The 26105-nt window shown below is 40.7% G+C and carries 19 protein-coding genes; 7 read left to right on the plus strand and 12 right to left on the minus strand.

Annotation, left to right across the window (positions count from 1 at the left end; all coding sequences use genetic code 11):
• The first annotated feature begins 5 nt into the window (after nt 1–5).
• Nucleotides 6–842 carry an IS3 family transposase gene (locus MB380_RS17590; protein ID WP_253523198.1) on the plus strand — a complete coding sequence of 279 codons (837 nt, stop codon included), beginning with the start codon at nt 6–8 and terminating at the stop codon, nt 840–842.
• On the opposite strand, the gene MB380_RS17595 is transcribed toward MB380_RS17590, so the two are convergent.
• From MB380_RS17595 to MB380_RS17605, 3 genes are all read right to left on the minus strand, one after another.
• On the minus strand, nt 825–1214 hold the full coding sequence (locus MB380_RS17595) for a hypothetical protein (RefSeq protein ID WP_253529082.1): 390 nt from the start codon (nt 1212–1214) through the stop codon (nt 825–827). The genes MB380_RS17590 and MB380_RS17595 overlap by 18 nt on opposite strands.
• 21 nt (nt 1215–1235) lie before the next feature.
• Nucleotides 1236–2132, minus strand: a complete 897-nt coding sequence (locus MB380_RS17600; RefSeq protein ID WP_253529085.1) for a hypothetical protein — start codon at nt 2130–2132, stop codon at nt 1236–1238.
• Between the two features lie 67 nt (nt 2133–2199).
• Nucleotides 2200–2649, minus strand: a complete 450-nt coding sequence (locus MB380_RS17605; protein ID WP_253529087.1) for a hypothetical protein — start codon at nt 2647–2649, stop codon at nt 2200–2202.
• Nucleotides 2650–3008: 359 nt separating this feature from the next.
• Here MB380_RS17605 and MB380_RS17610 point away from each other — a divergent pair, with 359 nt between their 5' ends.
• On the plus strand, nt 3009–3788 hold the full coding sequence (locus MB380_RS17610; RefSeq protein ID WP_253529089.1) for a response regulator transcription factor: 780 nt from the start codon (nt 3009–3011) through the stop codon (nt 3786–3788).
• A gap of 334 nt (nt 3789–4122) precedes the next feature.
• Complete coding sequence (locus MB380_RS17615) at nt 4123–4575, plus strand: nuclear transport factor 2 family protein (protein ID WP_253529092.1); 453 nt, start codon at nt 4123–4125, stop codon at nt 4573–4575.
• Nucleotides 4576–4663: 88 nt separating this feature from the next.
• Here MB380_RS17615 and MB380_RS17620 read toward each other — a convergent pair whose 3' ends face one another.
• On the minus strand, nt 4664–5188 hold the full coding sequence (locus MB380_RS17620) for an NADPH-dependent FMN reductase (protein WP_101728140.1): 525 nt from the start codon (nt 5186–5188) through the stop codon (nt 4664–4666).
• A 102-nt stretch (nt 5189–5290) separates the two neighbouring features.
• Here MB380_RS17620 and MB380_RS17625 point away from each other — a divergent pair, with 102 nt between their 5' ends.
• Both MB380_RS17625 and MB380_RS17630 read left to right on the plus strand, forming a co-directional pair.
• The gene (locus MB380_RS17625) at nt 5291–6004 is read left to right on the plus strand and encodes a DNA alkylation repair protein (protein WP_253529095.1); all 714 of its coding nucleotides are present in this window, start codon (nt 5291–5293) and stop codon (nt 6002–6004) included.
• Between the two features lie 29 nt (nt 6005–6033).
• Nucleotides 6034–7296 (plus strand): aminotransferase class V-fold PLP-dependent enzyme, encoded by a 1263-nt coding sequence (locus MB380_RS17630; protein ID WP_253529098.1) that lies wholly within the window; start codon nt 6034–6036, stop codon nt 7294–7296.
• Between the two features lie 56 nt (nt 7297–7352).
• Here the strand turns inward: MB380_RS17630 and MB380_RS17635 are convergent, their stop codons facing one another.
• Nucleotides 7353–8555 (minus strand): DUF937 domain-containing protein, encoded by a 1203-nt coding sequence (locus tag MB380_RS17635; RefSeq protein ID WP_253529101.1) that lies wholly within the window; start codon nt 8553–8555, stop codon nt 7353–7355.
• Nucleotides 8556–8885: 330 nt separating this feature from the next.
• Between MB380_RS17635 and MB380_RS17640 the strand changes: the two genes are divergently transcribed.
• Nucleotides 8886–9191, plus strand: a complete 306-nt coding sequence (locus MB380_RS17640; RefSeq protein ID WP_101727994.1) for an isoamylase early set domain-containing protein — start codon at nt 8886–8888, stop codon at nt 9189–9191.
• A 63-nt stretch (nt 9192–9254) separates the two neighbouring features.
• Here MB380_RS17640 and MB380_RS17645 read toward each other — a convergent pair whose 3' ends face one another.
• Both MB380_RS17645 and MB380_RS17650 read right to left on the minus strand, forming a co-directional pair.
• Nucleotides 9255–9545, minus strand: a complete 291-nt coding sequence (locus tag MB380_RS17645) for a Dabb family protein (protein WP_101727995.1) — start codon at nt 9543–9545, stop codon at nt 9255–9257.
• 37 nt (nt 9546–9582) lie between these two features.
• Nucleotides 9583–13023 (minus strand): ThuA domain-containing protein, encoded by a 3441-nt coding sequence (locus tag MB380_RS17650; protein ID WP_253529103.1) that lies wholly within the window; start codon nt 13021–13023, stop codon nt 9583–9585.
• Nucleotides 13024–13199: 176 nt separating this feature from the next.
• On the opposite strand from MB380_RS17650, the gene MB380_RS17655 reads away from it, so the two are divergent.
• Complete coding sequence (locus tag MB380_RS17655; RefSeq protein WP_253529106.1) at nt 13200–13565, plus strand: DUF1801 domain-containing protein; 366 nt, start codon at nt 13200–13202, stop codon at nt 13563–13565.
• 30 nt (nt 13566–13595) lie between these two features.
• Here MB380_RS17655 and MB380_RS17660 read toward each other — a convergent pair whose 3' ends face one another.
• The 5 genes from MB380_RS17660 to MB380_RS17680 all read right to left on the minus strand — a co-directional run bounded on the left by MB380_RS17660 (nt 13596) and on the right by MB380_RS17680 (nt 26033).
• Nucleotides 13596–15977, minus strand: coding sequence for an ABC transporter permease (locus tag MB380_RS17660; RefSeq protein WP_253529122.1), 2382 nt, complete (start codon nt 15975–15977; stop codon nt 13596–13598).
• Between the two features lie 142 nt (nt 15978–16119).
• Nucleotides 16120–18507 carry an ABC transporter permease gene (locus MB380_RS17665; protein WP_310587342.1) on the minus strand — a complete coding sequence of 796 codons (2388 nt, stop codon included), beginning with the start codon at nt 18505–18507 and terminating at the stop codon, nt 16120–16122.
• A 132-nt stretch (nt 18508–18639) separates the two neighbouring features.
• On the minus strand, nt 18640–21030 hold the full coding sequence (locus tag MB380_RS17670) for an ABC transporter permease (protein WP_253529124.1): 2391 nt from the start codon (nt 21028–21030) through the stop codon (nt 18640–18642).
• An 84-nt stretch (nt 21031–21114) separates the two neighbouring features.
• A complete protein-coding gene (locus MB380_RS17675; RefSeq protein WP_253529127.1) occupies nt 21115–23544 on the minus strand; it encodes an ABC transporter permease in 2430 nt (809 codons plus the stop codon).
• Between the two features lie 95 nt (nt 23545–23639).
• Complete coding sequence (locus tag MB380_RS17680; protein WP_253529129.1) at nt 23640–26033, minus strand: ABC transporter permease; 2394 nt, start codon at nt 26031–26033, stop codon at nt 23640–23642.
• Between the last annotated feature and the right edge of the window lie 72 nt (nt 26034–26105).

The following is a 26105-nucleotide window of genomic DNA, read 5'->3' on the forward strand; positions in this document are numbered from 1 at the left end:
AGCAGTTGAGTATCCGCAAACAAAGCGAACTGCTTTATATTGCTCGTTCAAGGCTGTATTACAAGCCTAAGTCGGAGGGTTTAGTCAATTTACACCTGATGCGATTAATTGATGAGCAATATACCCGAACGCCGTTTTATGGTGTTCCTCGCATGTACGAGTATCTACAAAGGGCTTGTCCTAGGTGGATACTTAATAAAAAGCGAATTGAACGCCTGTATGCAAAGATGGGATTACGAGCCGTTTTGCCAGGTCCGCATACCTCAAAACCCGATCCGAAGGCAACATATCGGTTTCCGTATTTGCTAAAAGGGTTAGAAATAGAACGAGCGAATCAGGTTTGGGCAGCCGACATAACCTACATCCCGATGAGTAGAGGATACCTGTATCTGTACGCTATTATTGACCTTTACAGCCGTTTCATTGTACATTGGGGAGTATCCAACTCGATGAATGCCGAGCGGTGTACCACCCTCACACGAGAGGCGATTGTACAGAGTGGAATACCGACTATTTTTAACACAGATCAGGGAAGTCAATTTACTTCAGTCTGCTTCCAGAATCTGATTAGAGAGTTCGGTATCAGCATGAGTATGGATGGTAAAGGAAGGGCGATTGATAATATTTTTATTGAGAGATTTTGGCGAACTCTCAAATATGAGTATGTTTACCTTAACCCAGCCAACGGAGGGCTTCAGTTTTACTTTGGATTAGATGAATACATCAGATATTATAATTTTCAAAGACCCCATGAGGCAATTGAAAAAATGACACCTGCCTCCAAATATGGCATTCAAAATTTAACTAATTTTTCAACCAAATATTCAACTTCGCTGGTTTAAGTTTGGGGGTAAGTTAAAAATTGATGGATTCTTCCCACTTGATTTATCCACATTCATTTTACTGTCTCTATGTTCGAGAGCTTCGGTATATGTAGAAAAATAGATAGCCACCTTGGTAAGGTACCTTGACCCTGTTTGTCTGTAAATATAACTGTTAAATTGTGATTCTAATTTTCCAGTGGCTATGCTTGCCCAATCACCAGAACGATAATTATCTACCTTAAAAGAAAAAATATTGGTATAATATGTTGTTTTTGAAGCCCCATCATTAACATTACAATAAGTATAATAAGTGATAGTTTCTTCTTTTTGCGCATGCGCCTTGTTTGCCATTATTACTAATACAAACAACATTGTTGCTAATTTTTTCATTTTGTTTTAGTTTTAAAATATTTAGTCAAATTTTAAAGGTTCAGGTGCGCCACAAAGTTTACGCAAGTGGTTAAATGCCTTGTAAATTTGACTGTTTTCTATTGATTCAATACTAGCCTTCCCATAAAATAGAGGCAAATAATTATCCGTTTCTTTTTCATTTCCCTTTTCATAAAACTGGATGAAATAAGTTGCTGACGACACTCCTTCTCCCTGCCTGTACATTGGCGAGATTCTAACAATATCGCTCAAGCTGACATGAATGCCCAAATTTTCATTAGAATATCTGTAAGAAACGTGCAAATCAAAGTCATTAATATTGTATTTGGATTGAGTTAATTTAGCCTTAATATTTTGATAAGAATACATATTTTGAATGTTACCATACCTTCCATCCCCCTCTACATGTTTAATCTGGCTTAGATAGCCATTTATATATTTCACGGTTTCATCAAAAGAAGGTTTGCCCGGAAACTTACTCTCAATAGTGATCCGACTCAAATGTATAAATGCAGCCTCTAAGTTTTCATCCTTCTCTTTAAATATAGAACCATTTATGAAAATATAATCAACATAGTCTGTGAATGTATTTTCTCCGGTAACATTAAGATACCCCTTCGATATTACACTATTCTCTTTTTTAAATTTAAGCATCAAATTCCATTTGCTAAAGTTAATTTCTTCAAAATCAGTCCAATCCATAATTTTATGTTCCTCTCTTCTCTTTCCACCCTTTAGTATTAAAATTATTTCATTTCCTGTAAATGATATTTTATCATATTCTTCTTTTAAAGAATTCTGAAGTCTGCTATTTATGTAGCTAATTGTTTCCTCTTTACTTGAAGCAGTTGAAAACCTTTGAGCGTCTGCTTGTGAAATACAAATAATAAATAATACGATTGATAGGGTATAATTCATTTAGTTAAATTTTAGGGATTCTTTTTTAGACCTGGTATTTTAAAATCTATACGTAGCAGATAATATGCTAATGCACCCAGTTTTCTTGCCAATACTCATTACCGGAGTAATATAAACGCATTTCTTTTTTTGCAGCATTCAGGGCTTCTCCGACAGTGTTTCCAAACCCTACAGCATAAGCCGATTTTAAACAATTATAGCCACTTATTGGCTTTTTATAACGAAGAATCACCGCACCCTTTTTTGAAGTAGATGAAAATATCATAACATTAGATGGGGAAACATTATACTGACTAGATAATAGGTCAGAAACTACCTTTGTTATATCTTTAAGTTTTCCGCCATTAATTTTGTAAGCATAGCCCACAGCTTCATTAAATTTCTTGCAACTGCCTGACATAGGCTTATAAGCAATACCTATTGCAATTTGAGCTTGTGAAACCGAAATTCCAAATGAAGTAAAAAACAGTAAAGTTAGTTGTATCACTATTATTGATTGTTTTCTTAATGGATTCAAAAGATTTAAAATTTAAAGTCACGATGTTACAGACTTGAGAATACAATACCGTACTCTAAACAACAGGACACAACAAATAACCTAAGAGAAAAGCTATAAATCCAGAAAAACCATTCCATTCAATATTGTTTAATAGAATCTTGTCCCAAAAGCCAATCAACTTAGGACCCTGCACTGCTGAATCTCTTATTGGGAGCAATACTGCCTGAAAATTCACACTTTTTTCTCTTGGCATGGATGTTTATTTGTTCTGCAAAATTGTATATTTGATGATTCATGCACAATACCTCTTTTGGGGTATTTTTATTGAATGTCTATCACGTATTTACCTATTTATTTAGCAATGGCTGTTGTAAAGCATGCAAAAGAAAAGTAGTATTACCTATCTTCAGTACCTTGAAAAAATCATGAGCCGGGACACAGGAAATCATGATTTTATTCAGCATATTGATGAAGTTGTTTCAGTCAGTAGGTTTTTAAAAAACTTTTCAGCGACTGTGTTTGTGGCCGATTTTCAAAATGGCACTTATCCGTACATCGGCGAAGGTATTGAAGATATTATAGGCCACTCAGCAGAGTCCATTATGGAAGGGGGGTTAATGTTTACTGCCCATATGATGCGTGTACCGGACTATATTGATAAGAAATGTATGATGGAGCAAGCGAAATTATACAATAATCTGAACGAGAAAAAACTATCTGACCTTCGTTTTAAAAGTATCTTCCCCATACTTGATAAACAAAAGAAAAAGAGATTTTATTACCAGCAATATAAACTCATTTTACAGGGTTATGAAGAGATACCGATTGGTTTCTATGGTTTTCTTTCTAAAGTACCGCTTGCAGGGGAAGAAAAAATAATCCAGCAGATAGAGGTATTAAATACTGAAAAAAATGAGTGGGAAGATTGCAGTAGTCTTGAGTTTTACCTTAATGTAGATGAGAATAAACTACTGAGCAAAAGAGAAATTGAGATATTGAAGTGGATTTCAGAAGGATTAAATAGTGTAGAGATTGCGGCTAAACTTTATATAAGCGTACATACAGTAAAGACCCATAGAAAAAATATGCTCAAAAGAACCAACTCTGCAAATGCATCTGATTTAGTTTGTTATGGAGTGGAGCATCATTTATTATAACAGCAGTTAAAATCATGGTAATCCAACTGATTCTATTTGTATAAATACTTAAAAGAATCATTCCTTTATTGTGCTAGATTATAAATATAAAGATGAACCCCAATACTATAAGATAAAGTTAATTTATACTAATCAAATATTGGCAAAGGTGAACTAATGGTATTTTCTTTGCCCTCATACTAACAAACTTTGCCGCATACTTTACTCTATCGATGGATATTTTTCACATAGTTATACATTTAATGGCTGTATGTACGAAAGTCAAATTAGAAGTATAAAATCCATTATATCAGCATAGAAATAATTAAGAGCTTGTTTAAAAAACTTATATCAAATGAAAAAACTATTTACAATCCTATTCCTTTCTATCACCACCATTGCCTTTGCCCAAACCGACCACGAGCAAATCAAAACTACCATCAATCAGGTGTTTGATGGCATGAGAAAAAACGACACAACGCTTATTCGTCAGGTACTTTACCCTTCCTGCTTTCTGAAATCAATAATTAAAGATAAAAACGGAGAAGTAAAGCTACAGGAAGACCCTATCAGCGGCTGGCTGAAGTCTGTAGGAACCAAGCGCGAGGGAGTAGTTTTAGACGAAAGACTGACAGCGTACGATATTAAAATTGATGGAGAAATGGCTATGGCCTGGACCCCCTATGAGTTTTATGTCAACGATAAGTTCAACCATTGCGGTGTAGATGTATTTACTATGATAAAAACCGACAAGGGCTGGAAAATTGCAGGCATTGTAGACACCCGTAGAAAAGAAAATTGTAAATAGATAATGCCTGCGTACCAATGAAGATTTGTGCCGCATGAGAATAATTATTTAAAGAACAGACCGCCGTCGCCGATGGAAAGTCTGTTCTTTAAAATGCAATCAGTTGCTTTGCCTGGCGTTCCAGAAAATTACGATATACTTCAAACGTAAAATCATCACCATCAAAATGGCTTCTGATACTGCCCAGTTTCATTCTCAGCCCCAGTACATCGGTACCCATATAGCTCAGTATATCATTCAGATGCCCTAAACCTACCGAATTACCCTGCACGCCTGACGATATACCAACCAAAGCAGCCTTTTTATGATTGAAACTGTCAGGATACCGCAGCCCGTCCAGAAAAGTCTTTAATACACCCGGAAAAGAGCCGTTATATTCAGGAACAATGAAAACAAATTTCGGGGTTGTATCAACAATTGTCTGAAATTCATTGAAAGAATCGTTGCGGCCGGAGTTATGATATAGCGCCGAAAACGCAAAATCCTCCGGCAAATCGGCCAGGTCTACCAACCGGGTTTCTGCTCCTAACGAACCTAGTAACTTCTGATAATAGACGCCAACTTTACGGGAAACAGAATTTTTTCGATTAGTACCAATGATTATAGCTATCATTTTTAAGGGGATATTTTCATAACAGACCCGGGAATTTAAAACCCGGCCTTGTATGCCATCATATTTTATTATCTTTAACAAAAAAAATGTCAAATCGTTTCAATGAACGAACTCATTTCAGAATTGCAGGCCATAGCTACGCCCGAGCGGGCAAAAACATCGGCATGGTTCTTTAAAACCGGTAAGGGTCAATACGGAGAGGGTGATATTTTTATAGGCATTACCACGCCTCAGTTACGGGGCATCTGCAAAAAGTACCAGGCACTTCCATTAAATGAAATACAGGTTTTGCTCGATGACCCCATTCACGAATACCGAATGGCCGCGTTGATGATTCTGGTTAACCAGATGAAAAAAGCCAAAGGAGATACAAAGCGCGTAATTTATGAATTCTATATCAAGAATCTGCACAACATAAATAACTGGGACCTGGTTGATTGTTCAGCACGCGACATTGTGGGGAATTATCTGTTCGATAAAGACCGGCGTATTCTATATGATATGGCGCATTCTGCCCACCTCTGGACCCAGCGCGTAGCCATTATAGCCAGCTGGTATTTTATAAACAAGCAACAGTATGATGATACCCTGCAGATAGCTGAAATACTGCTGCCGCACAAACATGACCTTATACATAAGGCCGTTGGCTGGATGCTGCGGGAAATATGGAAGAAAGAGTCGGCAGTAGGAAACAGACAAAACAAGGTTGAACTATTTCTTGAAAAGAATATCAGAAATATACCAAGAACCGCACTGAGATACAGTATAGAAAAAATGAACGACGAACGCCGGAAATATTTTATGCAACTAAAGTAAATTGACCATATCAATAACACTCCACTTACATGAACAAACGCCAGTTTATCAAGACCTTTGCCGCAACGGGTATGTCTCTTCCTGCTTTTGGAAAAAACCTGGACACCGCCCTGAAACGGATAACCTCACAAACACCAGAAGAGGTAGCAGCCAATGAGGATTTCTGGGCAGAGGTAAGAAAAGACTATAAATTAAAACCAGACTATATAAACCTGGAGAACGGTTATTATTCTATAGCCCCCCAACCTACCTTGCAGCATTTTTTGGGCCATGTGCAGGATGTTAACCTGGAAGGCTCTTATTATATGCGTACACGCCAGTTTGATGATAAGCTTGAACTAAGAAAGAAACTGGCAGCCATTGCCGGATGCGCTCATGAAGAACTGGTTATTACCCGTAATACCACTGAGTCGCTGGATACTGTTATTGCCGGAATAGACTGGAAAGTCGGCGATGAAGCCATCATGGCCGAACAAGACTACGGCGCTATGCTGGATATGTTTAAACTGCAGGCCCGTCGATACGGCATTGTTAATAAAATAGTGTCGGTGCCTAATAATCCCGGTTCAGACGAAGAAATTGTTTCTATCTATGAGAAAGCCATTACACCTAAAACCAGGCTGTTGATGATTTGCCACATGATTAATATTACCGGCCATATACTGCCTGTAAAAAAAATATGCGACATGGCACATAGCAAAGGCGTAGAAGTAATGGTTGACGGCGCCCATGCTTTGGCCCACATTAATTATAAAATAAGCGACCTGGGCTGCGACTACTACGGCAGCAGCCTGCATAAGTGGCTCAGCGTACCCCTTGGTACCGGATTACTTTACGTAAAAAAAGACAAAATTGCCGGGCTTTGGCAAATGTTTGGAGACATGGGCTATAAAGATGACGACATCAGGAAGCTGAACCATACGGGTACGAATCCGGTACATACTGATTTAACCATTGCTGATGCCATTACTTATTATGAAAAAATTGGACGCGACCGCAAAGAGGCACGGTTAAGGTTTCTACAAGAGTACTGGACCAGACAGGTAAGACACCTGCCTAACATAGTAATGAACACCCCGGCAGAGAGCCATAGAGCCTGTGGTATAGCCAATGTGGGCATTGCTACCATGAAACCTGCCGATATGGCTAAAACACTACTTACAAAATATAAAATCTGGACGGTGGCCATTGACTCGCCCACTGTAAAAGGCTGCCGGATAACCCCTAATATTTATACAAGTTCTAAGGAGCTGGACACCTTTGTAAAAGCGTTGAAACAATTAGCAGCATAACAAGGAATGCCCGCAGGTGTATTATCTACGGGCATTCCTTTTGATAGTTTTTCTGCCTAACGGCTTATCTTGATTGTTACTTTTGAATCAACTGAGGTTTCTATTTTAGACTGAATGATAATTCTTCTTTGCGGTATGCCCCTTTCAATTAATAATTCTCTGAGGGCATAGGCCCGGTACTCGCCCATATTGTCGTCGGCACTCTGCCCGCCACCGGCAATGGTTATGGCAGCAGACGGAGTATTTCTGAGGTACCTGACAATATCACTTAGCCCCCCGGCGTACCTTACTTCAGCGCTTCCCCTATCAAAACTCAGCTTCGGAAGCATAATCCAGTTATTGCTTGAGTTGAGTTCTTCGCCTAACACGGTGGCTGACTCTTCTGACGAGATAGTTGCTCCTGTTGAAGGCGCAGGTTTGGGTGCTGGCAGTAATGAATCACCCTTCTGCAACAACTGGCCTGGTGATACCAGAACAGTATCTTTTACCGGCTGGCTTAGTGCTGAATCTGGCTTTTCAAATACGGTTGTATCTTTTAAAGGTAATTGTTCGGCAGGCAGTGAAGGTACCCCCTTTTCTCTGAACTTAAACATATACACCACGCCTGCCCCTAATGCTAAAACCAATAAAAGTAAGAAAATCCAGACCATAGGGCTACCGGATTTAGTTTCTCTGCTTTCAGTTTTTACTTTTTCTTTACTTTTAGAAGGTTTTTTGCTGCCTGTTTCTTCTTTAGAAACCAGTTTATTAACCAGAATAGGCGGTATAGCTATTAGAACGCTTTCTTTTTGCTCTTGTAAAAGTTTTTTCAGACCAGATATCCCCAGGCCTTCCGATTCCACCACCTTACCCAATGCACCAAGCACCATAGGCGAAACAAGCCCAAGTAAAGAAGAGGCAGAAGTTTTCCGGATATCGCTCAACGAAGCAATAGTGTCTGAAACAATCTGGCTTTTTCCGCCGTAAAAATGATTAAAAATATTAGTGCCTACTGAAATCAACAATTGAATTTTCTCCGGGCTGGCAAATAAATCTCCCAAATCATCCAGAATCTCTCCGGTATGCCCGCCATCTTTCAGCACATCCATTACCTTTCCTGCGTTCTGATCAGTAGTTGTCAGAATAACAACCCCAAAAACGGTTGGCAGCACTTTATCTAAAGCCACACTTATGTTCTCGGGGCGCTCTCCCAAAAAAACACTAATCTCTTCAATCTCTGAGCCGGTTAGTTTCTCTTTAATTAATTCGAGTAAATTCATATATCAAATCACGTGGCTATTGAACAAAATTAGGGACGGGTACAAATTACATTAAAATTCGCAAAAACTATGCCCAAAATAAAATGCCTCTTAAAAATGGGCATTTATACCTGTCAAATACTACTTCATGGGCTTAAGCCTATTTTTAGCCGACAAGAACTAAAAAAACAAGGCCGGTTACCAAAAAATAAGGCTGATAAACCGCCAAATATTATCATTCAAAAATATAATATAATCATTCAAAGAATTTTAGGTTTCAATTGGCTGATAATCATGCAATTATAATTTATATAATATAATTTTGCTACGAAAATCAAACTTATGCATATCATGTCAATTGTAAAACAATTTTCAAAAACCAAATCAGTTTGCAAAGTAACGTTCACGCTACCTTCTGAAGTTGTAAATAACGCAAAGAAAGTAGCACTGGTAGGTGAGTTTAACGATTGGAACTCAACCGCCAATTTGTTAAAGAAACAGAAAGACGGACAATATAAAACTTCACTTGAGTTACCTTTAGGCGCAGAATTTCAGTTCCGCTATTTATTAGATGGCTCTGAATGGCTAAACGACGAGGCCGCAGACAAGTATGTCAGCAACGAATTTACAACTCAAAATTGTGTAGTGGTATTGTAATGCCAACCTGGTAACATAAAAATAGCCCAGGCTTTCGTCCGGGCTATTTTTATGTGTTTCTTTTCAAAGTGACTCATAGTCTAACTCCAGAAACTCTTCAACATTACTATGCCAGTGCTGGTCTACAAAAGCTATATGAGCAGGGTGAGTGGTGTACTGCTCATAAACCTGTGTATCGGCAAAATCCATAAACAAACCGTACTGATAATTGCTGTGCTTTCCGGTTTGTTTGTAGCAAACAAAGTTCTGCACACCTTCAATAGCCGTCAGTTTCCTGACCTCATCAAAAAACAACTGTTCTTCCTCTGAACCCACCGGGTGCTTTAACTTAAAAACAACTGAATGTCTTATCATTATGTTAATTTCTTAAATTGTGTATTTACATATAACCTTAATTGAATCTGAGTGTTTTAAACTTAATCAGATTATCGCTTGGTTTATCTGACTTCACTGCTATAATATACAGGTCTCTGAAGCCGTCAACCGGCTTATCAAGCTTACTTTCTACCCATTTCATTTTACCCCAGCCTTGTGTTGGCTCAAAGGTAGTGCGGGCAATAACTGGCCCCGCCACTGAGTTTTCTCTGACCTCTATCACACCTGACTTATCTTGCGAGGCATACTCAAAAGCAATGGTATTAATATTGGTAAGGTCAATATTTTTAAAAACCAGATAAGCCTTAGATGCCCCCTGGCGTAATTCTCCCCAGTCAAACACAAAACCCGGGTGTCGGTCTGCATCCATGGCACGTAGTTCATGGTAGCGCAGGCGCACCACATCTTCTGCTTTTTCTGGTTTGCTGCCGGCTGTGCCGTTATCAATATAAGATGCCTTAATGGTATAGTAACCAGTGGTTTTGTTTTCCTGATGCTCTTTTAAGGCTATGCTACCCGTTGTTGCTATAGGCTTGAAGTTTTTGTTCGGGTCATTAATGGCCAGAATATACTTTACCATTTCGTCGGCGTCCTGTGCCGATAACTGCGGGTGTGCACTCATTACGTGTGTGCTGCCCCAGCTGCCACCGCCACCATCAATAATTTTCTTCGACAAGGTTTTGATAGTCTTGTTGTCGCCATTACCATATTTTTTAGATATAGCCAGAAACGATGGCCCAACCGAGGTTTTATCAAGCGTATGGCAGGCTTTACAGTCGCTGGCATCAACCAGTGTTTTGCCCAGAGAGCCCAGTTCAACTTTAGAATCTGACTTGCTAACATCCACAGGCTGGTACGGATTCGGATAATAGTTGTACTCTACTTTACGTTTTTTGGCATTAATTACTTTATCTTCTGCATCATTGACCGAGACGGCATATTCAAACGGCTGGTTGTCCCAATAAAATGCCTTATTCTTTTTGGCATTGATTTTTACAACCGGCACACCATTGCCCACCCTTACCGCAAGCGTATCGGTTGCTGTTTTTCCGGCAAGGTCTTTTACCAGAAATACAACCTTGTAATTACCACTTTTAGTAAAGGTATGCACAAACATAGGTTTATCGCCCTCTTGTTTTGCTCCGTTGATATACCACTCATTAGACAGTTTATCATCAAAATCCAAATCAGTTCCTCTACCCGAAAATCGCAGTTTTAAAGGTGCTTTGCCGGCCCATTCCTTATACTGAGGCATTTCTCTTATTTCTGAAGTAATGAACGATTCTCTTTGTTTTTTGGCCATCATTAAAGTATCAACAATTGAGGCAGTGGCCAGAGGCGCGCGGTTATCGTAGTTATATTCAATCTTTACCAGCCGGGCATCTTTGTTATCAGCGCCATAAACTGAGCCGTACTCCAGCACATACATAATGCCGTCTTTGCTGAAAGCCAAATCAATAGGCCTTCTGAAATCGCCTTTGGTAGGCATAAAAGCTTCCGTTTTTACATAGTTTTCGTCTTTGTCTAATCTTGTAGCCAGCATCCAGTTACGCATCCAGTCGAAAATAAACAGCGCACCGTCATAATACCTGGGTATTTTGTTTTTGTTGGCTGATGCTTCATTAAACGTATAAAACTCTCCTGCCATGGCACTTCGGCCACCGGTTCCTAATTCCGGAAATTCCGGAGAAAGTGCATACGGGTACCAAATCATAGGTGGTGTTGCGGGCGGCAGCTCTTTCAAGCCCGTATTGTTGGGCGAATTATTAACCGGTTTGGCAGGATTATAATGAGGGCCGGGTTTATTGGCGGTAAAATCCCATTCAGAATAGGCGTAATTGTTACCGACAAAGTAAGGCCAGCCGAAATTGCCTGGTTTTTTAGCCTGATTAAACTCATCATAGCCTCTTGGGCCTCTCGGGCTGTCTTCTCCTGCATCAGGGCCAATTTCACCCCAGTAAATAGTGCCTGTTTTGGGGTTAATGGCTATGCGGTAAGGATTCCGGCAACCCATGGCATAAATCTCGGGCAGTGTATTGGGTTCCCCCGGTTTAAACAAATTACCAGCAGGAATAGTGTAGGTGCCATCCGGCAGTGGATGAATACGCAGGATTTTCCCCTTATAATCGTTGGTGTTTGCCGCTGAACGCTGCGCATCCATCGGGTAATATTCAGCGCCACTGCGTTCATCTAAAGGGGCATAGCCATTAGATGGGAAAGGCGTGGTGCCATCGCCGGTAGAAAGAATCAGATTTTTATCTTTATCAAATGCCAGCGAGCCCCCATGATGCGAACCGCTGTTAATTTGAACCGGCACGCGTAATAATATTTTTTCAGAGGTTAAATCGATTTCATCTTTTGCTGAAAGCTTGAATCTCGACAGATTAAAATAGATGGGCTCTCCCTCAATTGGCGGAGAGTAATACAGGTACAACCAGCGGTTGGTATCAAAATCGGGGTCAAGGGTAATACCTATTACGCCCGTACCGCCTTTCATTACCACCGGAAAACGGTGTATGAGTTTAAATTGATTGGTTTGGGTATTAAACACCGACAGATTACCGGCCAATTCAGTAAAATACACCTTACCATCGTTCGATACCGCCAGTTCCATCGGGTTGTTCAGGTCATTTACCAGAACAGTTTTTTCAAACCGGTTTTCTTCAGGCATGGTTACCGAATAGGCCTTTTCATAGTCTAGTGGCTTGCTGCCACCCATGGCAAAAGTTATACCCCCCAAAAGATGTTTCAGAAACAATGGTTCAGAGAAACTCTCGTCGGTATGCCCGCCACCTGTATAGAACGAGCGGCCGCCGTCAAACTCATGATACCAGGCCATCGGGTGGTTGCCCCCGTTAGTACCGCCATCATAGGTGCTTTCGTCCAGATACGCCAGCGGTTTAATACCTCTGAATATTGACTTATAATTATACCATTCGTCGGTTCTATCCCATTTATCTGGCAAATGCGTTGTTGAAATATGTGTTTTATCAGTTACCAGAACGGTGGCTTTGCGTACATTAGAGTTGTTGGGGTGGCTCTCAAAATAAGCGCCTACCAGTTGCCCGTACCACGGCCATTCGTATTCGGTATCAGCAGCGGCGTGGATACCCACAAACCCGCCACCCGACTGAATATACCTTTCAAAGGCTGCTTGTTGCTCGTTATTTAATACATTACCTGTGGTAGAATTAAAAATAACGGCACTGTATTTTTTCAGATTGGCATCGTTGAAATCATCCGAGTTCTCAGATATATCAACACTGAAGTTATTCTCAACACCCAGTTTTTTGATAGCTTCTTTACCAAAAGGAATGCTTGAGTGACGCCAGCCTTTAGTTTTTGAAAAAACTAAAACTCTTTTTTGCTGAGCAGTTACTTCATGACTAACCATTACCGAAAACAGGACAACCACTGCCCAAAGACAGAAACAAAAGCTTTTTACAGGTTTTTTCATAGTTTGGAGGTTAAATAGATAGAAACCAAATATAATTATTTACCACTAAAACTAAATTATTTTAAGATAACATAGAATAATGTGGCGATAAAACCGTAAAAACAAACTATAAATAAAACCCGGGCATTATTTTTCTTTACTTTGGCTGAAACAAAAACAAAAATTTCCTGGCCTGTATGCAATTACGCCCAATAGATGACTTTTTTGAACAGCAGACTGAACCTAACAAAAGTTGCCTGTTATCATTGCGGGCACTGCTATTAAAACAAGACCCGTTTATTACCGAAGAATGGAAGTATAAACTGCCCAGCTACTACTACAAAGGCAAAATGCTTTGCTATTTGTGGATACATAAAAAATATAAATTTGATGGGGTGCCTCAGCCCTACATAGGCATTGCTGATGGCAACAAACTGGAAGATGCCGATTTGGTTACAGAAAAACGAGTTAGAATGAAGATTTTATTGATTGACCCAACCGATGACATTCCGGTAGAAAGAATTGAAATGCTCATCAAAAATCTGGTACTACTAAGGGGCTGAAAAAGCCCCTTAGTAGTTGTAGTGTATGGGTTATTCTGCTTTCAGAGATTTTACCGGATTCATCAAAGCTGCTTTAATAGATTGAAGGCTGATTGTTACAAAGGCAATGAGCACAGCCATTCCGCCTGCCAGCACAAATATCCACCAGGCAATGTTTGTCCGGTAGGCAAAGTCCTGCAGCCAGGCGTTCATGAGATAATAGGCAAGTGGCGAAGCCACAATTAATGCTATCAACACCAGCTTTAACAAATCTTTAGATACCAAAACTATGATTCCCGGCACACTGGCCCCCAATACTTTACGAATACCAATTTCTTTGGTTCTTTGCTGCACTATGTAGCTCACCAGCCCAAGTAAGCCCATGCAGGCTATCAGAATACCAAGGCATGAGAATATCCAGAACACCTGTTGAGATACACGCTCGTTTCGGTATAGGTCGGCCAGATTAGCGTCCAGAAATGCGTAGTTAAACGGCTGTTCAGGTAAAAATTTCTTCCAGGTTTGCTCTAGTTTAGCTGTTACTTCTTTAAAGTTACTGGTGTTCACCCTTACCCCCATCAGGTTGCTCGTTCTCCCAAAGAAACGGTTATTGATAATGAATAAAGGAGTAATTTTCTGATGCAATGATGAAAAATGGAAGTCTTTCACTACTCCCACAATGGTATAAGCCATTTCGCCACCATCCTCACGCACCATATTATCAGGACTAAATATCTTCTGCCCTACAGGGTTCTTTAATCCCAATGCTTTTACGGCCTCCTGATTCAGAATCACTGAAAGCGAATCATTAAAATCCTTATTAAAAAACCGGCCTTCCGCCACGCTCATATTCAGTGTTTGTAAATAACCCTCGTCAGCAACCATGGTTTTGCCAGTTACGCTCTCTTTTTCTCCGCCCTTCCGGAAGGTTATACCAAAAAACTGCTCCTGGCCGGGTTCAGCGTTTGTGCCGCCTACTTTTTCAATGCCTGCAATTTTCTTTATTTGTTCTTTAAACACTTCTGTTCGCTCTGCCAAAAATCCGGCCCCACGTAGATGTATCACGAAGTCTTTAGAATAACCCAGCTCTTTATTCTGTATATATGTTAACTGTCGATAAACAACCAAAGTGCCGATTATCAGCACAATTGAGATTGAGAATTGAAAAACAACCAGACCATTACGCAACAGGTGTCCTTGTTTTTTAGATATAAATTTACCCTTAAGTACCTGAATAGGCTGAAACGACGACAAAACCCCCGCAGGATATATGCCGGCCATTAAACCCACTAAAACTGATAAGAACAACATGAGTGGGATAGTCTGCCATGTATAAAAAGTATCAAGCAGCAATTGTTTGCCTGTCAGATTGTTAAAAAATGGCAAGGCCAATACCACTATCATAGAAGCCACAAAAAAACTGGAAACGCTCAGCAAAACCGACTCAGTCAGGAACTGAAAAGCCAGCTGCGACTTGGTGGACCCCAGCGCTTTTCGGATACCCACCTCTTTTGCTCTTTCAGTAGAGCGTGCGGTAGCCAGATTCATGAAGTTGATACAAGCGATAAGTAACACAAAAATGGCAATAACCATAAAGATATACACCAGATTACTGCTTCCATTAGTACCCAGCTCACCTTCCAGATGCGATTCCAGGTGAATGCTTTTCAGTGGCTGCAGAAAATAAAAATAACCGTTGCCGGCTTTTACGTAGTCCTGGTAAGAAACGCCGAAAGTACGTTGTATTTCACCAGAGGCATATTTCTCAACAATGGCAGAAAACTTCGCCTGTGCTTGTTGGGGCAATGTATGTGGTTTCAGCAGCAGATAAGTAGCAGCTGCAAAACTGACATGGTTGGTAGCCTCGGCAAAGAGATTGCCTTTTACAGCAGCCAGAAAATCGAACTTAAAATGGGTATTAGAAGGCACATCTGCACAAACACCCGTTACCTGCAATTTTGGCCCCTGCACCTGTTCCAGATACATGCCCATGGCATTGGCAGTGCCAAAAAAACGCTTGGCCGTGCTTTCAGTTAGCACTACCGTATTGGGCGCCATTAAAGCCTTTTCAGGATTACCCTGCAACAGTGGTAACTTAAATACTTTAAAGAAGTTAGAGTCAGCCCATAGCATATTTTTCTCTGCATATACCTCATTATTATGCCTGAAAAGCGTAGTGCCACCGGCGCCAAAAATTCTGGTAGACTCCTCTACTTCCGGTAATTCTTTCTTAACAGATTGCGCATAAGACGGCGGAATAATGGCATAGCCGGTTGCTCTGCCCGGATATCTGCGCTCCAATGCCATTCTATAAATGCGGTCTCCGTTGGCCCAGAATTTATCAAAACTCAGCTCATCGAAGACATACATCAGAATCAGCAGGCAGGCAGCCATACCAATAGACAAACCCGTGATGTTTATCAGAGTCTGCATTTTGTTTTTCAACAAACTCCTCCTGGCAATTTTGAAATAGTTACGTATCATAATGCCCTCCGATTCGTCGGACCGTCCCCTAAAGGGGAACTTGTTTTATGGTTATAGAAAATGTTTCCCTCAACTCCCCTTTAGGAGGCGTTTATTCACTTTTCAACGACTTCACCGGATTCATCAAAGCAGCTTTGATAGCCTGATAACTCACCGTTAGCATTGCAACCGCCAGTGTTACCAGACCTGCCAATGCAAAAAACCACCATTCCAGATTTATGCGATAGGTGAAGTCCTGCAACCAGCTGTTCATTAAAAAGTAAGCGATCGGGCTTGCAATTAACAAGGCCAGCACAATGAGCCTGATAAAGTCTATGGTAAGTAGCGAAACTATACCCAAAACCGATGCCCCCAATACTTTTCTGATACCCACTTCTTTGGTTCTTTGCTCGGCCATGTAGGTTACCAGCCCAAACAAACCCAGGCAGGCAATAACAATAGTAATTATAGCAAAAGTAACTGCCACTTTGCCCACCCGCTGTTCGGCACGATACATTTCATCAAATCGTTCATCAAGAAAGCTATAATTAAAAGGCATTTCAGGCGCAATGGCTTTCCATTTGTTTTTTATCTGGCTAACTAAACCTGGCATATCTGAGGTTTTTACTTTAAAGGCCATCGCCCAGCTACTCACGCCCAGACGCATACATAAAGGGCCCACATTCTGCCGCATGGATTCGAAATGGAAATTCTTCACCACGCCAACTATATGATAAAAACTTCTCTCATCTTCTATAGAGTACACTCTTTTACCGATGGGGTCATCAAAACCCAACACTTTTGCGGCGGTTTCATTGATGATAATCCCGCTTGAATCAGTGCCAAACTGTTTAGAGAAATTCCGGCCTTTTAGCAACTCCATTCCTAATGTAGGCACATAATCGTAATCTACATTCCACATCTGCATCTGAAAACCGTCATTTGAACTGATGGTTGATTCTTTGGAGAAACTATGGTCGGTACGTGATGAGTTGGCAACAGGCAAGAAACCTGCCGACGCACCGCTTTGCACGCCCGAGAGTTTAAGTATTTCTTTTTTAAACGCCTCTTTGTTTTCGCGCAAGGCACCTGTTCCGTTAATAACCAGTACCTGGTCTTTATTAAAACCCAGGTTTTTTGTCTGTATAAAATTTAACTGGCGGTAAACCACAATAGTACCTATTACCAGTAGAATTGAAGTAAAAAACTGAAAGGTAACCAGCACATTTCGAAAACTACTGCGTTGCACACCTGTGTTTAATTTGCTTTTAAGCACTACAATAGGCCTGAAAGACGACAGGAAAAACGCAGGGTAATAGCCTGCCAGCATACCCACAACCAATGGCAAAAGCAGCAATACTGGAAGTGTTTTAGGCGCAATCAGGTCTCTGTAGGTGAATGCCTTGGCAGCAATATCATTAAAATATGGCATTACAAGCCAGGTTATTACTAATGCAACACCAAAAGCAAGGTAACTCATAAAGGCAGATTCGGCCATAAACTGGCTCATTAAAGTACCTTTGGGTGTGCCCAGTACTTTACGTATACCAACTTCCTTAGCTCTGTTGGCAGAACGCGCGGTAGACAGGTTCATGAAATTGATACACGCCAGCAGCAATACAAACAAAGCCACTGCCGAGAAGATATACACATACTGTATGCTACCGTTTACCCCAAGTTCAGGCGCACGGTCTGATTTCAGGTGTATGTCAGTCATAGGCATCAGGTGATACTCTAATTTATTGCCTGCCTTCCTGAACTCCTCAAGACTATTGATATTCATTAACTGTTTTGCCTGTGGCATCACATACTTAATAATCATACCCTCAAGTTTGTTTTCAAAGGCATGGTAATCAGTACCTTTTTTCAAGACCACATAGGTATGAAAATTATTACTCAGAAAATTGCCGAACTGATATTCCAGGTTATCCATCGATAGCAGAATATCAAAGTGGAAGTGAGAACTCGCCGGCATGTCTTTCATTACTGCTGTAATGTTGTAGCGTGTTTTTTCTTCCAGCCCTACTTCAAGCGTTTTGCCTAGTACATCTGTTGTGCCAAAATACTTTTTAGCAGTGGTTTCACTTACTACGGCAGTGTTGGGTTGGTCTAAAGCAGTTTTCGGGTTACCAGCTATAACCGGAAAGGTAAACACATCAAAAATGGTAGAATCGGCGTAAGTAATATCGGCTTCTCTGATATACTCGCTACCTTTGCGTATAAACTTGGGGCCCTCATTGGCATATAATCTGGCATATTGCTCTACCTCGGGGTAGTCTTTCTTCATATATTCACCAACGGGGTCTGCGCTGGTAGCCAGTTTTAAATCAGTCCCGCCGAATCTGACATCCACGTCCAGGCGATAAATACGGTCTGCTTTTTCATGAAACTCATCAAAGCTCAGCTCGTCTATCACATAAAGACCAATAAGAATAAAACTGCTGAACCCAATGGCCAGCCCAAATATATTAATAAATGAGAAGGTCTTATTTTTTAGCAAGTTCCTCCAAGCAATTTTTAAATAGTTACTCAGCATAATACACCTCCGATACGTTGGTTCGCCCCTAAAAGGCGAACTCATTTTATGGTTGTAGATATATTTCTTTCCGCTCCCGTTCAGGGGCAAAGGTGGTTATTCTGTTTTCAAACTCTTTACCGGATTGGCCAGCGCGGCCTTAATGGCCTGATAACTTACTGTGATCAGGGTAACCAATATGGCAACAAATAATACCATTAAGAATACCCCCACGCCGATATCTATTTTATAAGTATAATCACTGAGCCATTCAGACATACCGTACCAGGCAATAGGTGAGGCAATAACGCAGGATATAATAATGAGTTTCACGAAGTCTTTTGATAAAAGCCCCCACAGATTAGCTACACTTGCGCCTAAAACCTTACGAACCCCGATTTCTTTTTTGCGTTGCTCGGCCATGAAAGACGCCAGACCAAATAAGCCCAGACAAGAAATAAATATGGCAAGCACAGATATAATAGCCGCCAGATTGCCGATCAGTTCTTCATAATTAAACTTAGCTGCATATTCAAGGTCAGCAAACTTGTAGTCGAACGGGAAACCCGGATTATACTTATCAAATATCGGTTGAATCTGTTTGATAGCCTGCGCACTTGAAACAGTAGGGTTTAACCTGATATTGATGTAACTCACCCAGTCTTTCTCAAACACAATAGTTAAAGGCGATATATTTCTGAAGGGAGATTCCATCATTACATTGGCAACCACACCCACTACGCGTCTTTCGCGCCCGTTCCATTTCAAGATTTCTCCAACAGGATTCTTAAGCCCCATGCGTTTTACGGCGGCTTCATTGAGTAGTACGCCAACAGAATCGGTTGAATATTCTCTTGAAAAATCCCGACCCTCTTTTAACTTAACCCCTATGGTTTTTACGTAATTAAAACTGGTGGCAATTGTACTGAAAATAGCCGATTTGTCTTCAGGTGTAGAGCCTTTCCACTCCCACCCGTTATTGTTACTATATATTTGTGTTGGCGGTGAATTAGATTTACAAATAGATAAGACAGCACCGGTGGCCAGCAATTCATTGTTCAGTGCATCATAATTTCTTAACAGGTCGCTTGAACTTTCAACAGAAATCAATCCTTTGCTGTTAAAGCCGATAGGCCTGTTTTTAGCATATTGTATCTGCTGGTAAATAATTACCGTACCAATCATAAGCACAATAGAAAAAGTAAACTGCAAAACAACCAGGATTTTTCGAGGCAGGGAAGCGTTTTTACCTACATGAATACCCCCTTTAAGTATCTTTACTGGATTGAACGACGATAGGTAAAGCGCAGGGTAACTACCCGCCAGCAAACCGGTAATAAGTGTAAAAGCAAGCATGATTGCCCAGAAAACCGGATTAGCAAGCTCCATTGACATTTGTTTTTCGGTCATTCTATTGAAATAAGGCAATGACAGCCCTACCAAAACAATAGCCAGTACAAGAGAAATAAAAGCAATGAGAATGGATTCGCTCAGAAACTGACCTATTAACTGATTTCGTGCCGAACCTACAGCCTTACGGACACCAACTTCTTTGGCGCGTTTTTCAGAACGGGCGGTGCTCAGGTTCATGAAGTTGATACAGGCAATAACCAGAACAAAAATGCCAAAAATACCAAACAGGTTTACGTAACGAATAAACCCGCCGGTGTTTTTACCTTCGGTAAAATCTGAATACAAACGCCATTTGGCCATTGGGTGTACAAATACCTCTGGTTTGATGCTCTTCTGCATCAGCTGGTCTTCTTTAAAATGGTCAAGCACTACGTTTTTTATTCTGGCATTGGTTTTTTCGGGGTCTACACCATCTTTCAGCTGAACAAATGTTTGCCAAGAATTATTACCCCAGTTAGTTTTATGAAATTTGGCCACCCAGTCATAAATTTTCTCCTGCAAATCAAAGGGGATCAGGTAGTCATATTGCAATGATGCATTTTTGGGCTGTTTTTTTACAACGGCCGTTACCTTCAAATCCATGGTATTATCAACTTTCACTATCTTTCCTACGGGGTCTTGCTTGCCAAAAAGGGCTTCTGCTGTTTCTTCTGTCAATACTATTGAGTATGGTTCTTTCAGCGGTTGCTTATCGCCGTTGGTTACCTGAATACTAAACATTTCCATGGCATCTGGCCCAATAAAGTGGCCGAATTTCAGAAACTTCTGGTTGCCCACCAGCAAAGACCGCGTACTGCCCCAGTCGCACATGGCCACACCTTTAAAATCCGGGTATTTTGATTTCAGTTCCTCTCCCATCGGAAACGGCAAAGCATCCTGAGTTCCTCTGCGGCCATCAAACGTCTGGTGCATTTTTACCTGATAGAGCGTGGCATAATTGGCATGGTGCTTATTGGCCGACATCTCGTCGTTTATCCAAAGCCCAATCAATATGGCAACCGCCATACCAACGGCCAGGCCAAAAACATTAATAAAAGAGTACACCTTACTTTTTACAAGGTTTCTCCAGGCGATTTTCAAGTAATTGCGTATCATATTGACTTTAGCCCCTAAAGGGGGATTTTTTTATTTATATAATATACTTTACTCAACTCCCCATTTGGGGTTGGTGGTGTTTTTTTACTCTGACTTTAAAGATTGAACCGGATTGGCTAATGCCGCTCTTACTGCCTGATACCCTACTGTTATTAATGCAATCAGAATAGCGCCTGCACCTGATACGGCAAATATCCACCATGAAATATCTACTTTATAGGCAAAATTCTCCAGCCATTGGCTCATAAGGTAATAAGCAACCGGGCTGGCAATTACAATTGAAATAACTACCAGTTTTATAAAGTCTTTGCTAAGCAAGGCTGTAATACCTAAAACGCCTGCCCCCAGCACCTTACGAATGCCCACTTCTTTAGTGCGGCTTTCGGTAGTAAATGTGGCCAGCCCAAACAACCCAAGACAAGCTATGATAATTGCCCAGCCAGAAGCCGTGGTAAATATTTTACTATACTGTTGCTCTGTCTGATACTGTTTATTGAAGTTTTCGTCAATAAAAAAATATTCGTAAGGATTACCCGGGAAATTAGCTTTATAGAGTTTTTCAAGACTTGCAACCTTGGCATTTATATTGTCTGGGGTAATACGAAGCGTGTAATAGGCTGATGAATTTTGCGGATAGAAAATAATCGGGTCTATGGTTCTTTGCACACCGGTATGATGGTAGTTTTTTACAACTCCAATAATTTCCAATGGGCGCTCGTCCCACTGAATACGCTTCTGAACAGCCTCTTCTGCCGAAGCAAAGCCTAAAGACTCTACCGCTTTTTCGTTGAGCAGTATTTTGCTGTTATCGTTCCAGTCCAGATTACATTCGGCAGGGGTAAAGTTTCGGCCGGCTTTTAGTTCAATCTGATACGTTTTCAGGAATCTGTCTCCTATTATGGCAAATGAATAGGCTTTCAGTTCATCGCCGGGTTTAGATTTAGGCTGTGTAAAGCCAGAGGTTGTAAAATTATACCAACCACTGGGTATTGTGCCTGAAGCACAATAATCTATAACAAAGCTTTGCTGGGCAAGGCCATCAATAAATGCGGTTTTGCGGGTACCATACGTACTGTCTTTACCTACCTCAGGGCCTTTTACTACCAGAAGCTGGTGGCTGTTCATGCCTAAATCTTTGTTTTGCATATAATGCAACTGCCGATAGATAAGCACTGTGCCTAAAATAAGCATAATAGATATACTGAACTGAGAAACCACTAATGCCTTACGAAGAAATATACCTTTTGACTGCCTGCCCAGTTTGCCTTTCAGGGTTTCAATTGGGTTGAAATTAGACAATACAAAAGCCGTAAGAGCCCCGGCCAGAACAGAACCAACCAACAACAAACCAAGCCCGGCAACTGAAACCAGCGAGAAATCAATAGTTGTAAACGATAGTTCTTTCCCTATTAAATCATTAAAAAATGGCTGAAGAGAATAAACAAATACGGCTGCTAAAGTAAATCCTAACAGATTAACCAACAATGCCTCTCCCAGAAACTGGCTGATAAGGTTAAACTGAGTAGCGCCAATTACTTTTCTTACACCCACTTCGTTGGCTCTTTTTAAAGAATTGGCCGTTGAAAGATTGATGTAATTAAACCAGGCAATTAATAAAATAAGAAAGGCTATTCCGCCCAGCATGTACACATACTTGAGGTTACCCGTGGTTTGAAGGTTATCATTTAATGAGGCAGCCAGATGAACGTTGGCCAACGGCTGTAAACGAAAGCGTACACCATCGTTTTCTTTGCCAAGTTTCTTCCGTAAGGCAGATAGTTTATTTTCAAAGGCTTTAACATTTACTCCGTCGTTCAACTGAAAAAATGTGTTGATATACTGCGAGTCCAGATTAGTTAATGTAGCCCAGTTGTTGCCTTTCAGATTGGCCGGATTCTTTAACGTTTCTAAAGAGAAAACCATATCTAATCTGATGTCAGAATTGTCTTTCATATCCATAAAAACCCCCTCTATGGTATGAGATGAAGACCCAAACTGATTATCAAGCACAAGTACCTGCCCCAATGGGTTGAGGGTTCCGAAATACTTTCTGGCGGTGGATTCTGAAATAAAGACAGTATTGGGTTTTTGAAGCGCCTTTTTACTGCCTGCCACCAACGGAAAGGTAAAAAAATCGAAGAAGTTGCTTTCAGCAAAACTGATGTTGGCTTCGCGGAATGCCTCGGCATTTGCAACTGACCTCCTGACCACACCCTTGGTTATACCCTGTTCGAATCGACAAAAATCTTTCACCTCCGGAAAATTCTCTTTGGCTTTCAATGCCCAGCCCGGCTCTATTTCGGCCCAGGTGACACCGTGGATATCTTCATTAAGCAAACGATAAGTACTTGACAGATTTTTATGGAAGTTATTGACGCTTTTCTCCAGACTGATATATTCAAGAATGAATAAAAAAGCGGTAATACCCATAGCCAGGCCCACAATGTTGACAAAGCTGTAAATCTTGTTCCGAACCAGGTTCCGAAAAGCGATTTTGAAATAATTACGTATCATGGTGCCCCTAGCCCCTAAAGGGGGATTTATTTAAAATTACAGAAAGTATTTCACTCAACTCCCCTTTAGGGGTTGGGCGGCGGCCGCGCGGGGTGTTATTCACTTTTCAGCGACTTCACCGGATTCATCAACGCGGCTTTTAACACCTGATACCCCACTGTTAAAGCAGCTACTACAAATGTGGAAACAATGGCTACTATAAAAACTTCAGCGCCTATATCTATATGAAACTTAAAGTCTTGCAGCCAGCTATTCATTAACCACCAGGCAAATGGTGAGGCAATGATGAAAGCTACAGAAATAAGACCGGAAAACTCTTTTCCGAATATCCAGATAATCTGCGGTATTGTGCCACCCAAAACTTTTCTGATGCCAATTTCTTTGGTTTTCTGCGTAACCATAAACGCCACCATACCATATAAACCCAGGCACCCAATGAAAATGGCGATTCCTGAAAACGCCTGAATCAATTTCAGCATCACGTTTTCCGTTTCATAAAATTCTGCTATTAATTTATCATAAAACTGATATTCGTAAATCTGGTCAGGGTGGTGTTTGGCCCATATTTTTTCAATTTCCGGCATTATTTGCTGAGCATTTGCCATATTCAATTTCAGGCCATAGCTATCGTAGTTCTCTTGTAAGGTAGTGATAAGTATAGGATTGATATCTTCATGGAACGTTCTGTCATGAAAATCTTTTACCACGCCAACTATGGGGCCGCTGCTCCGGCCGTCGTTCAGTTTAACAATTTTACCTATTACTTCCAGTGGCGATTTAAAATTCAGCTTTTTTACAAATGTTTCATTTACCAGGCATTCTTTCATACTATCAGCCGGAAAAACATTTCTACCGGCTACCAATTCTAACCCGAAGGTAGGCAAGTATTGGTCGTCAGCCGATTTTACGTTTACTCTGAAAACCTCGTCTTCTGAGCGGTTATCAAACTTTACAGATGTGTTCCAGTTTGAGCTGGAAGCCGGAGGGCGAAAAAACAATGAAATGTTTTCTACGCCGTTTAGCGCAGCCAGCTGATTCCTGATTGTTTTTTGCTTGTTTACTTCTGTACCGGAAGCAATGGGAACAAATACCAGTGCATCTTTTTTAAAGCCGAGGTCAGAATGCTGGGCATATTTCATCTGGCTGGCAATAACTACCATACCAATAATTAAAACCTGCGAGATAGCAAACTGGGTAATGATGAGGGTGCGTCGTGTGTTAAAACCACCAATGTTTTGTTGTGATAGTTTTCCTTTAAGAGCGAGAACAGGCTGGAAGCCGGCAAGAATAAGGCCGGGATACGAACCGGAAAAAATTGTAACTACTAATACCAATAAGAAGGTAAAGAGTATCAGATAAACATCTGAGAAGAAATTGATACTGATTTGAGAATTAAACCACAGGTTAACGTAAGGCAAAGCCATGAAAGCCAGGCTGATGGCCACAATTGCGCCAATGATGGTTATAATACCGGTTTCGGCAATAAACTGCCAGAAAAGTTGAAATCTTAAGCTGCCCAGTACTTTTCTTACACCCACTTCTTTTGAACGTTTTAAAGCCTGTGCCGTTGCCAGATTAATGAAGTTTACACAAGCCGTAATTATCAGAAACAAGCCTATGAACGATAACACCCATAGATTTTTCTTGTCCATTGGGCCACCGTAGCGCGCATCAAAGTGCATTTCGGCCAATGGCTGAAATTTGTAATGATGCACGTTTTTAGACGTTGGGCGGTATTTTTTCACGTATGCCGGCATTACTTTTTCTACCTCTGCAATAGAAACACCCGGGCGCATCAATACAAAGCATTGCATTGAACTGGCAATACCCCCCCAGGAGTCATCACTGGCAAACCATTCATTGTATGCTTTAAGGGTTGGGTAAGATGCATAAATCTCGGTTTTTCTGTCGCTATTAGCAGGCAAATCTTTAAGCACCCCGGTAACCTTAAACTCAATCCGGTTATCGAGCTTAAAGGTTTTGTTGATAGGGCTCTCATTGCCAAAATACTTTTTGGCAGCTCTTTCGGTAAGAATCGCCGTATTGGGCTCTCTTAAAACTGTCTTTTTATCGCCCTGCAAAAGCGGATAATTAAATATCTCAAAAAACTCAGGTTCGGTAAAGGCTACACCTTGTTCATCTTTAAATTTTTTAATTTCTCCACCCTGTTTCACGGTAATCAGTTGTTCATCAAAGGTGCAGATGCGTGCAACTTTCTCACCAAATGTGTAATCATTTCTGAATGCCTTTCCAAGCGGATTGGGTACGCTGTTGGCAAAGCTTATGTTGTCGCGGTGTTGTTCGGTAACAAGGCGGTAAATGCGGCTTGAGTTGTAATGGAAGTTATCAAAACTAAGATGGTGTTTCACCAAAGCAAAAATAAGGATTCCGCAACTCATACTCAACGCCAACCCCAGTATATTGATGGTGGCATATACCTTGTTTCGTTGCAGATTCCTTATAGCTATTTTAAGATAGTTTTTAAACATAGTTTTTTCATAATTTTGTATTGTATTTATTAAATAACCAAAGCCATGCCAAAAACTTAAACAACTTATAAT

Origin of the sequence: Emticicia sp. 21SJ11W-3 (assembly GCF_024138715.1) — a bacterium.
GTDB classification, from domain to species: domain Bacteria; phylum Bacteroidota; class Bacteroidia; order Cytophagales; family Spirosomataceae; genus Emticicia; species Emticicia fluvialis.

Excerpts from the sequence above, each read along its gene's own strand:
- MB380_RS17620 (WP_101728140.1), bottom strand. The coding sequence starts at position 5,188 with ATGATAGCTATAATCATTGGTACTAATCGAAAAAATTCTGTTTCCCGT.
- MB380_RS17655 (WP_253529106.1), top strand. The coding sequence starts at position 13,200 with ATGCAATTACGCCCAATAGATGACTTTTTTGAACAGCAGACTGAACCT.
- MB380_RS17610 (WP_253529089.1), top strand. The coding sequence starts at position 3,009 with ATGCAAAAGAAAAGTAGTATTACCTATCTTCAGTACCTTGAAAAAATC.
- MB380_RS17600 (WP_253529085.1), bottom strand. The coding sequence starts at position 2,132 with ATGAATTATACCCTATCAATCGTATTATTTATTATTTGTATTTCACAA.
- MB380_RS17595 (WP_253529082.1), bottom strand. The coding sequence starts at position 1,214 with ATGAAAAAATTAGCAACAATGTTGTTTGTATTAGTAATAATGGCAAAC.
- MB380_RS17635 (WP_253529101.1), bottom strand. The coding sequence starts at position 8,555 with ATGAATTTACTCGAATTAATTAAAGAGAAACTAACCGGCTCAGAGATT.
- MB380_RS17670 (WP_253529124.1), bottom strand. The coding sequence starts at position 21,030 with ATGATACGCAATTACTTGAAAATCGCCTGGAGAAACCTTGTAAAAAGT.
- MB380_RS17615 (WP_253529092.1), top strand. The coding sequence starts at position 4,123 with ATGAAAAAACTATTTACAATCCTATTCCTTTCTATCACCACCATTGCC.
- MB380_RS17630 (WP_253529098.1), top strand. The coding sequence starts at position 6,034 with ATGAACAAACGCCAGTTTATCAAGACCTTTGCCGCAACGGGTATGTCT.
- MB380_RS17645 (WP_101727995.1), bottom strand. The coding sequence starts at position 9,545 with ATGATAAGACATTCAGTTGTTTTTAAGTTAAAGCACCCGGTGGGTTCA.
- MB380_RS17625 (WP_253529095.1), top strand. The coding sequence starts at position 5,291 with ATGAACGAACTCATTTCAGAATTGCAGGCCATAGCTACGCCCGAGCGG.
- MB380_RS17675 (WP_253529127.1), bottom strand. The coding sequence starts at position 23,544 with ATGATACGTAATTATTTCAAAATCGCTTTTCGGAACCTGGTTCGGAAC.
- MB380_RS17680 (WP_253529129.1), bottom strand. The coding sequence starts at position 26,033 with ATGTTTAAAAACTATCTTAAAATAGCTATAAGGAATCTGCAACGAAAC.
- MB380_RS17640 (WP_101727994.1), top strand. The coding sequence starts at position 8,886 with ATGTCAATTGTAAAACAATTTTCAAAAACCAAATCAGTTTGCAAAGTA.
- MB380_RS17660 (WP_253529122.1), bottom strand. The coding sequence starts at position 15,977 with ATGCAGACTCTGATAAACATCACGGGTTTGTCTATTGGTATGGCTGCC.
- MB380_RS17650 (WP_253529103.1), bottom strand. The coding sequence starts at position 13,023 with ATGAAAAAACCTGTAAAAAGCTTTTGTTTCTGTCTTTGGGCAGTGGTT.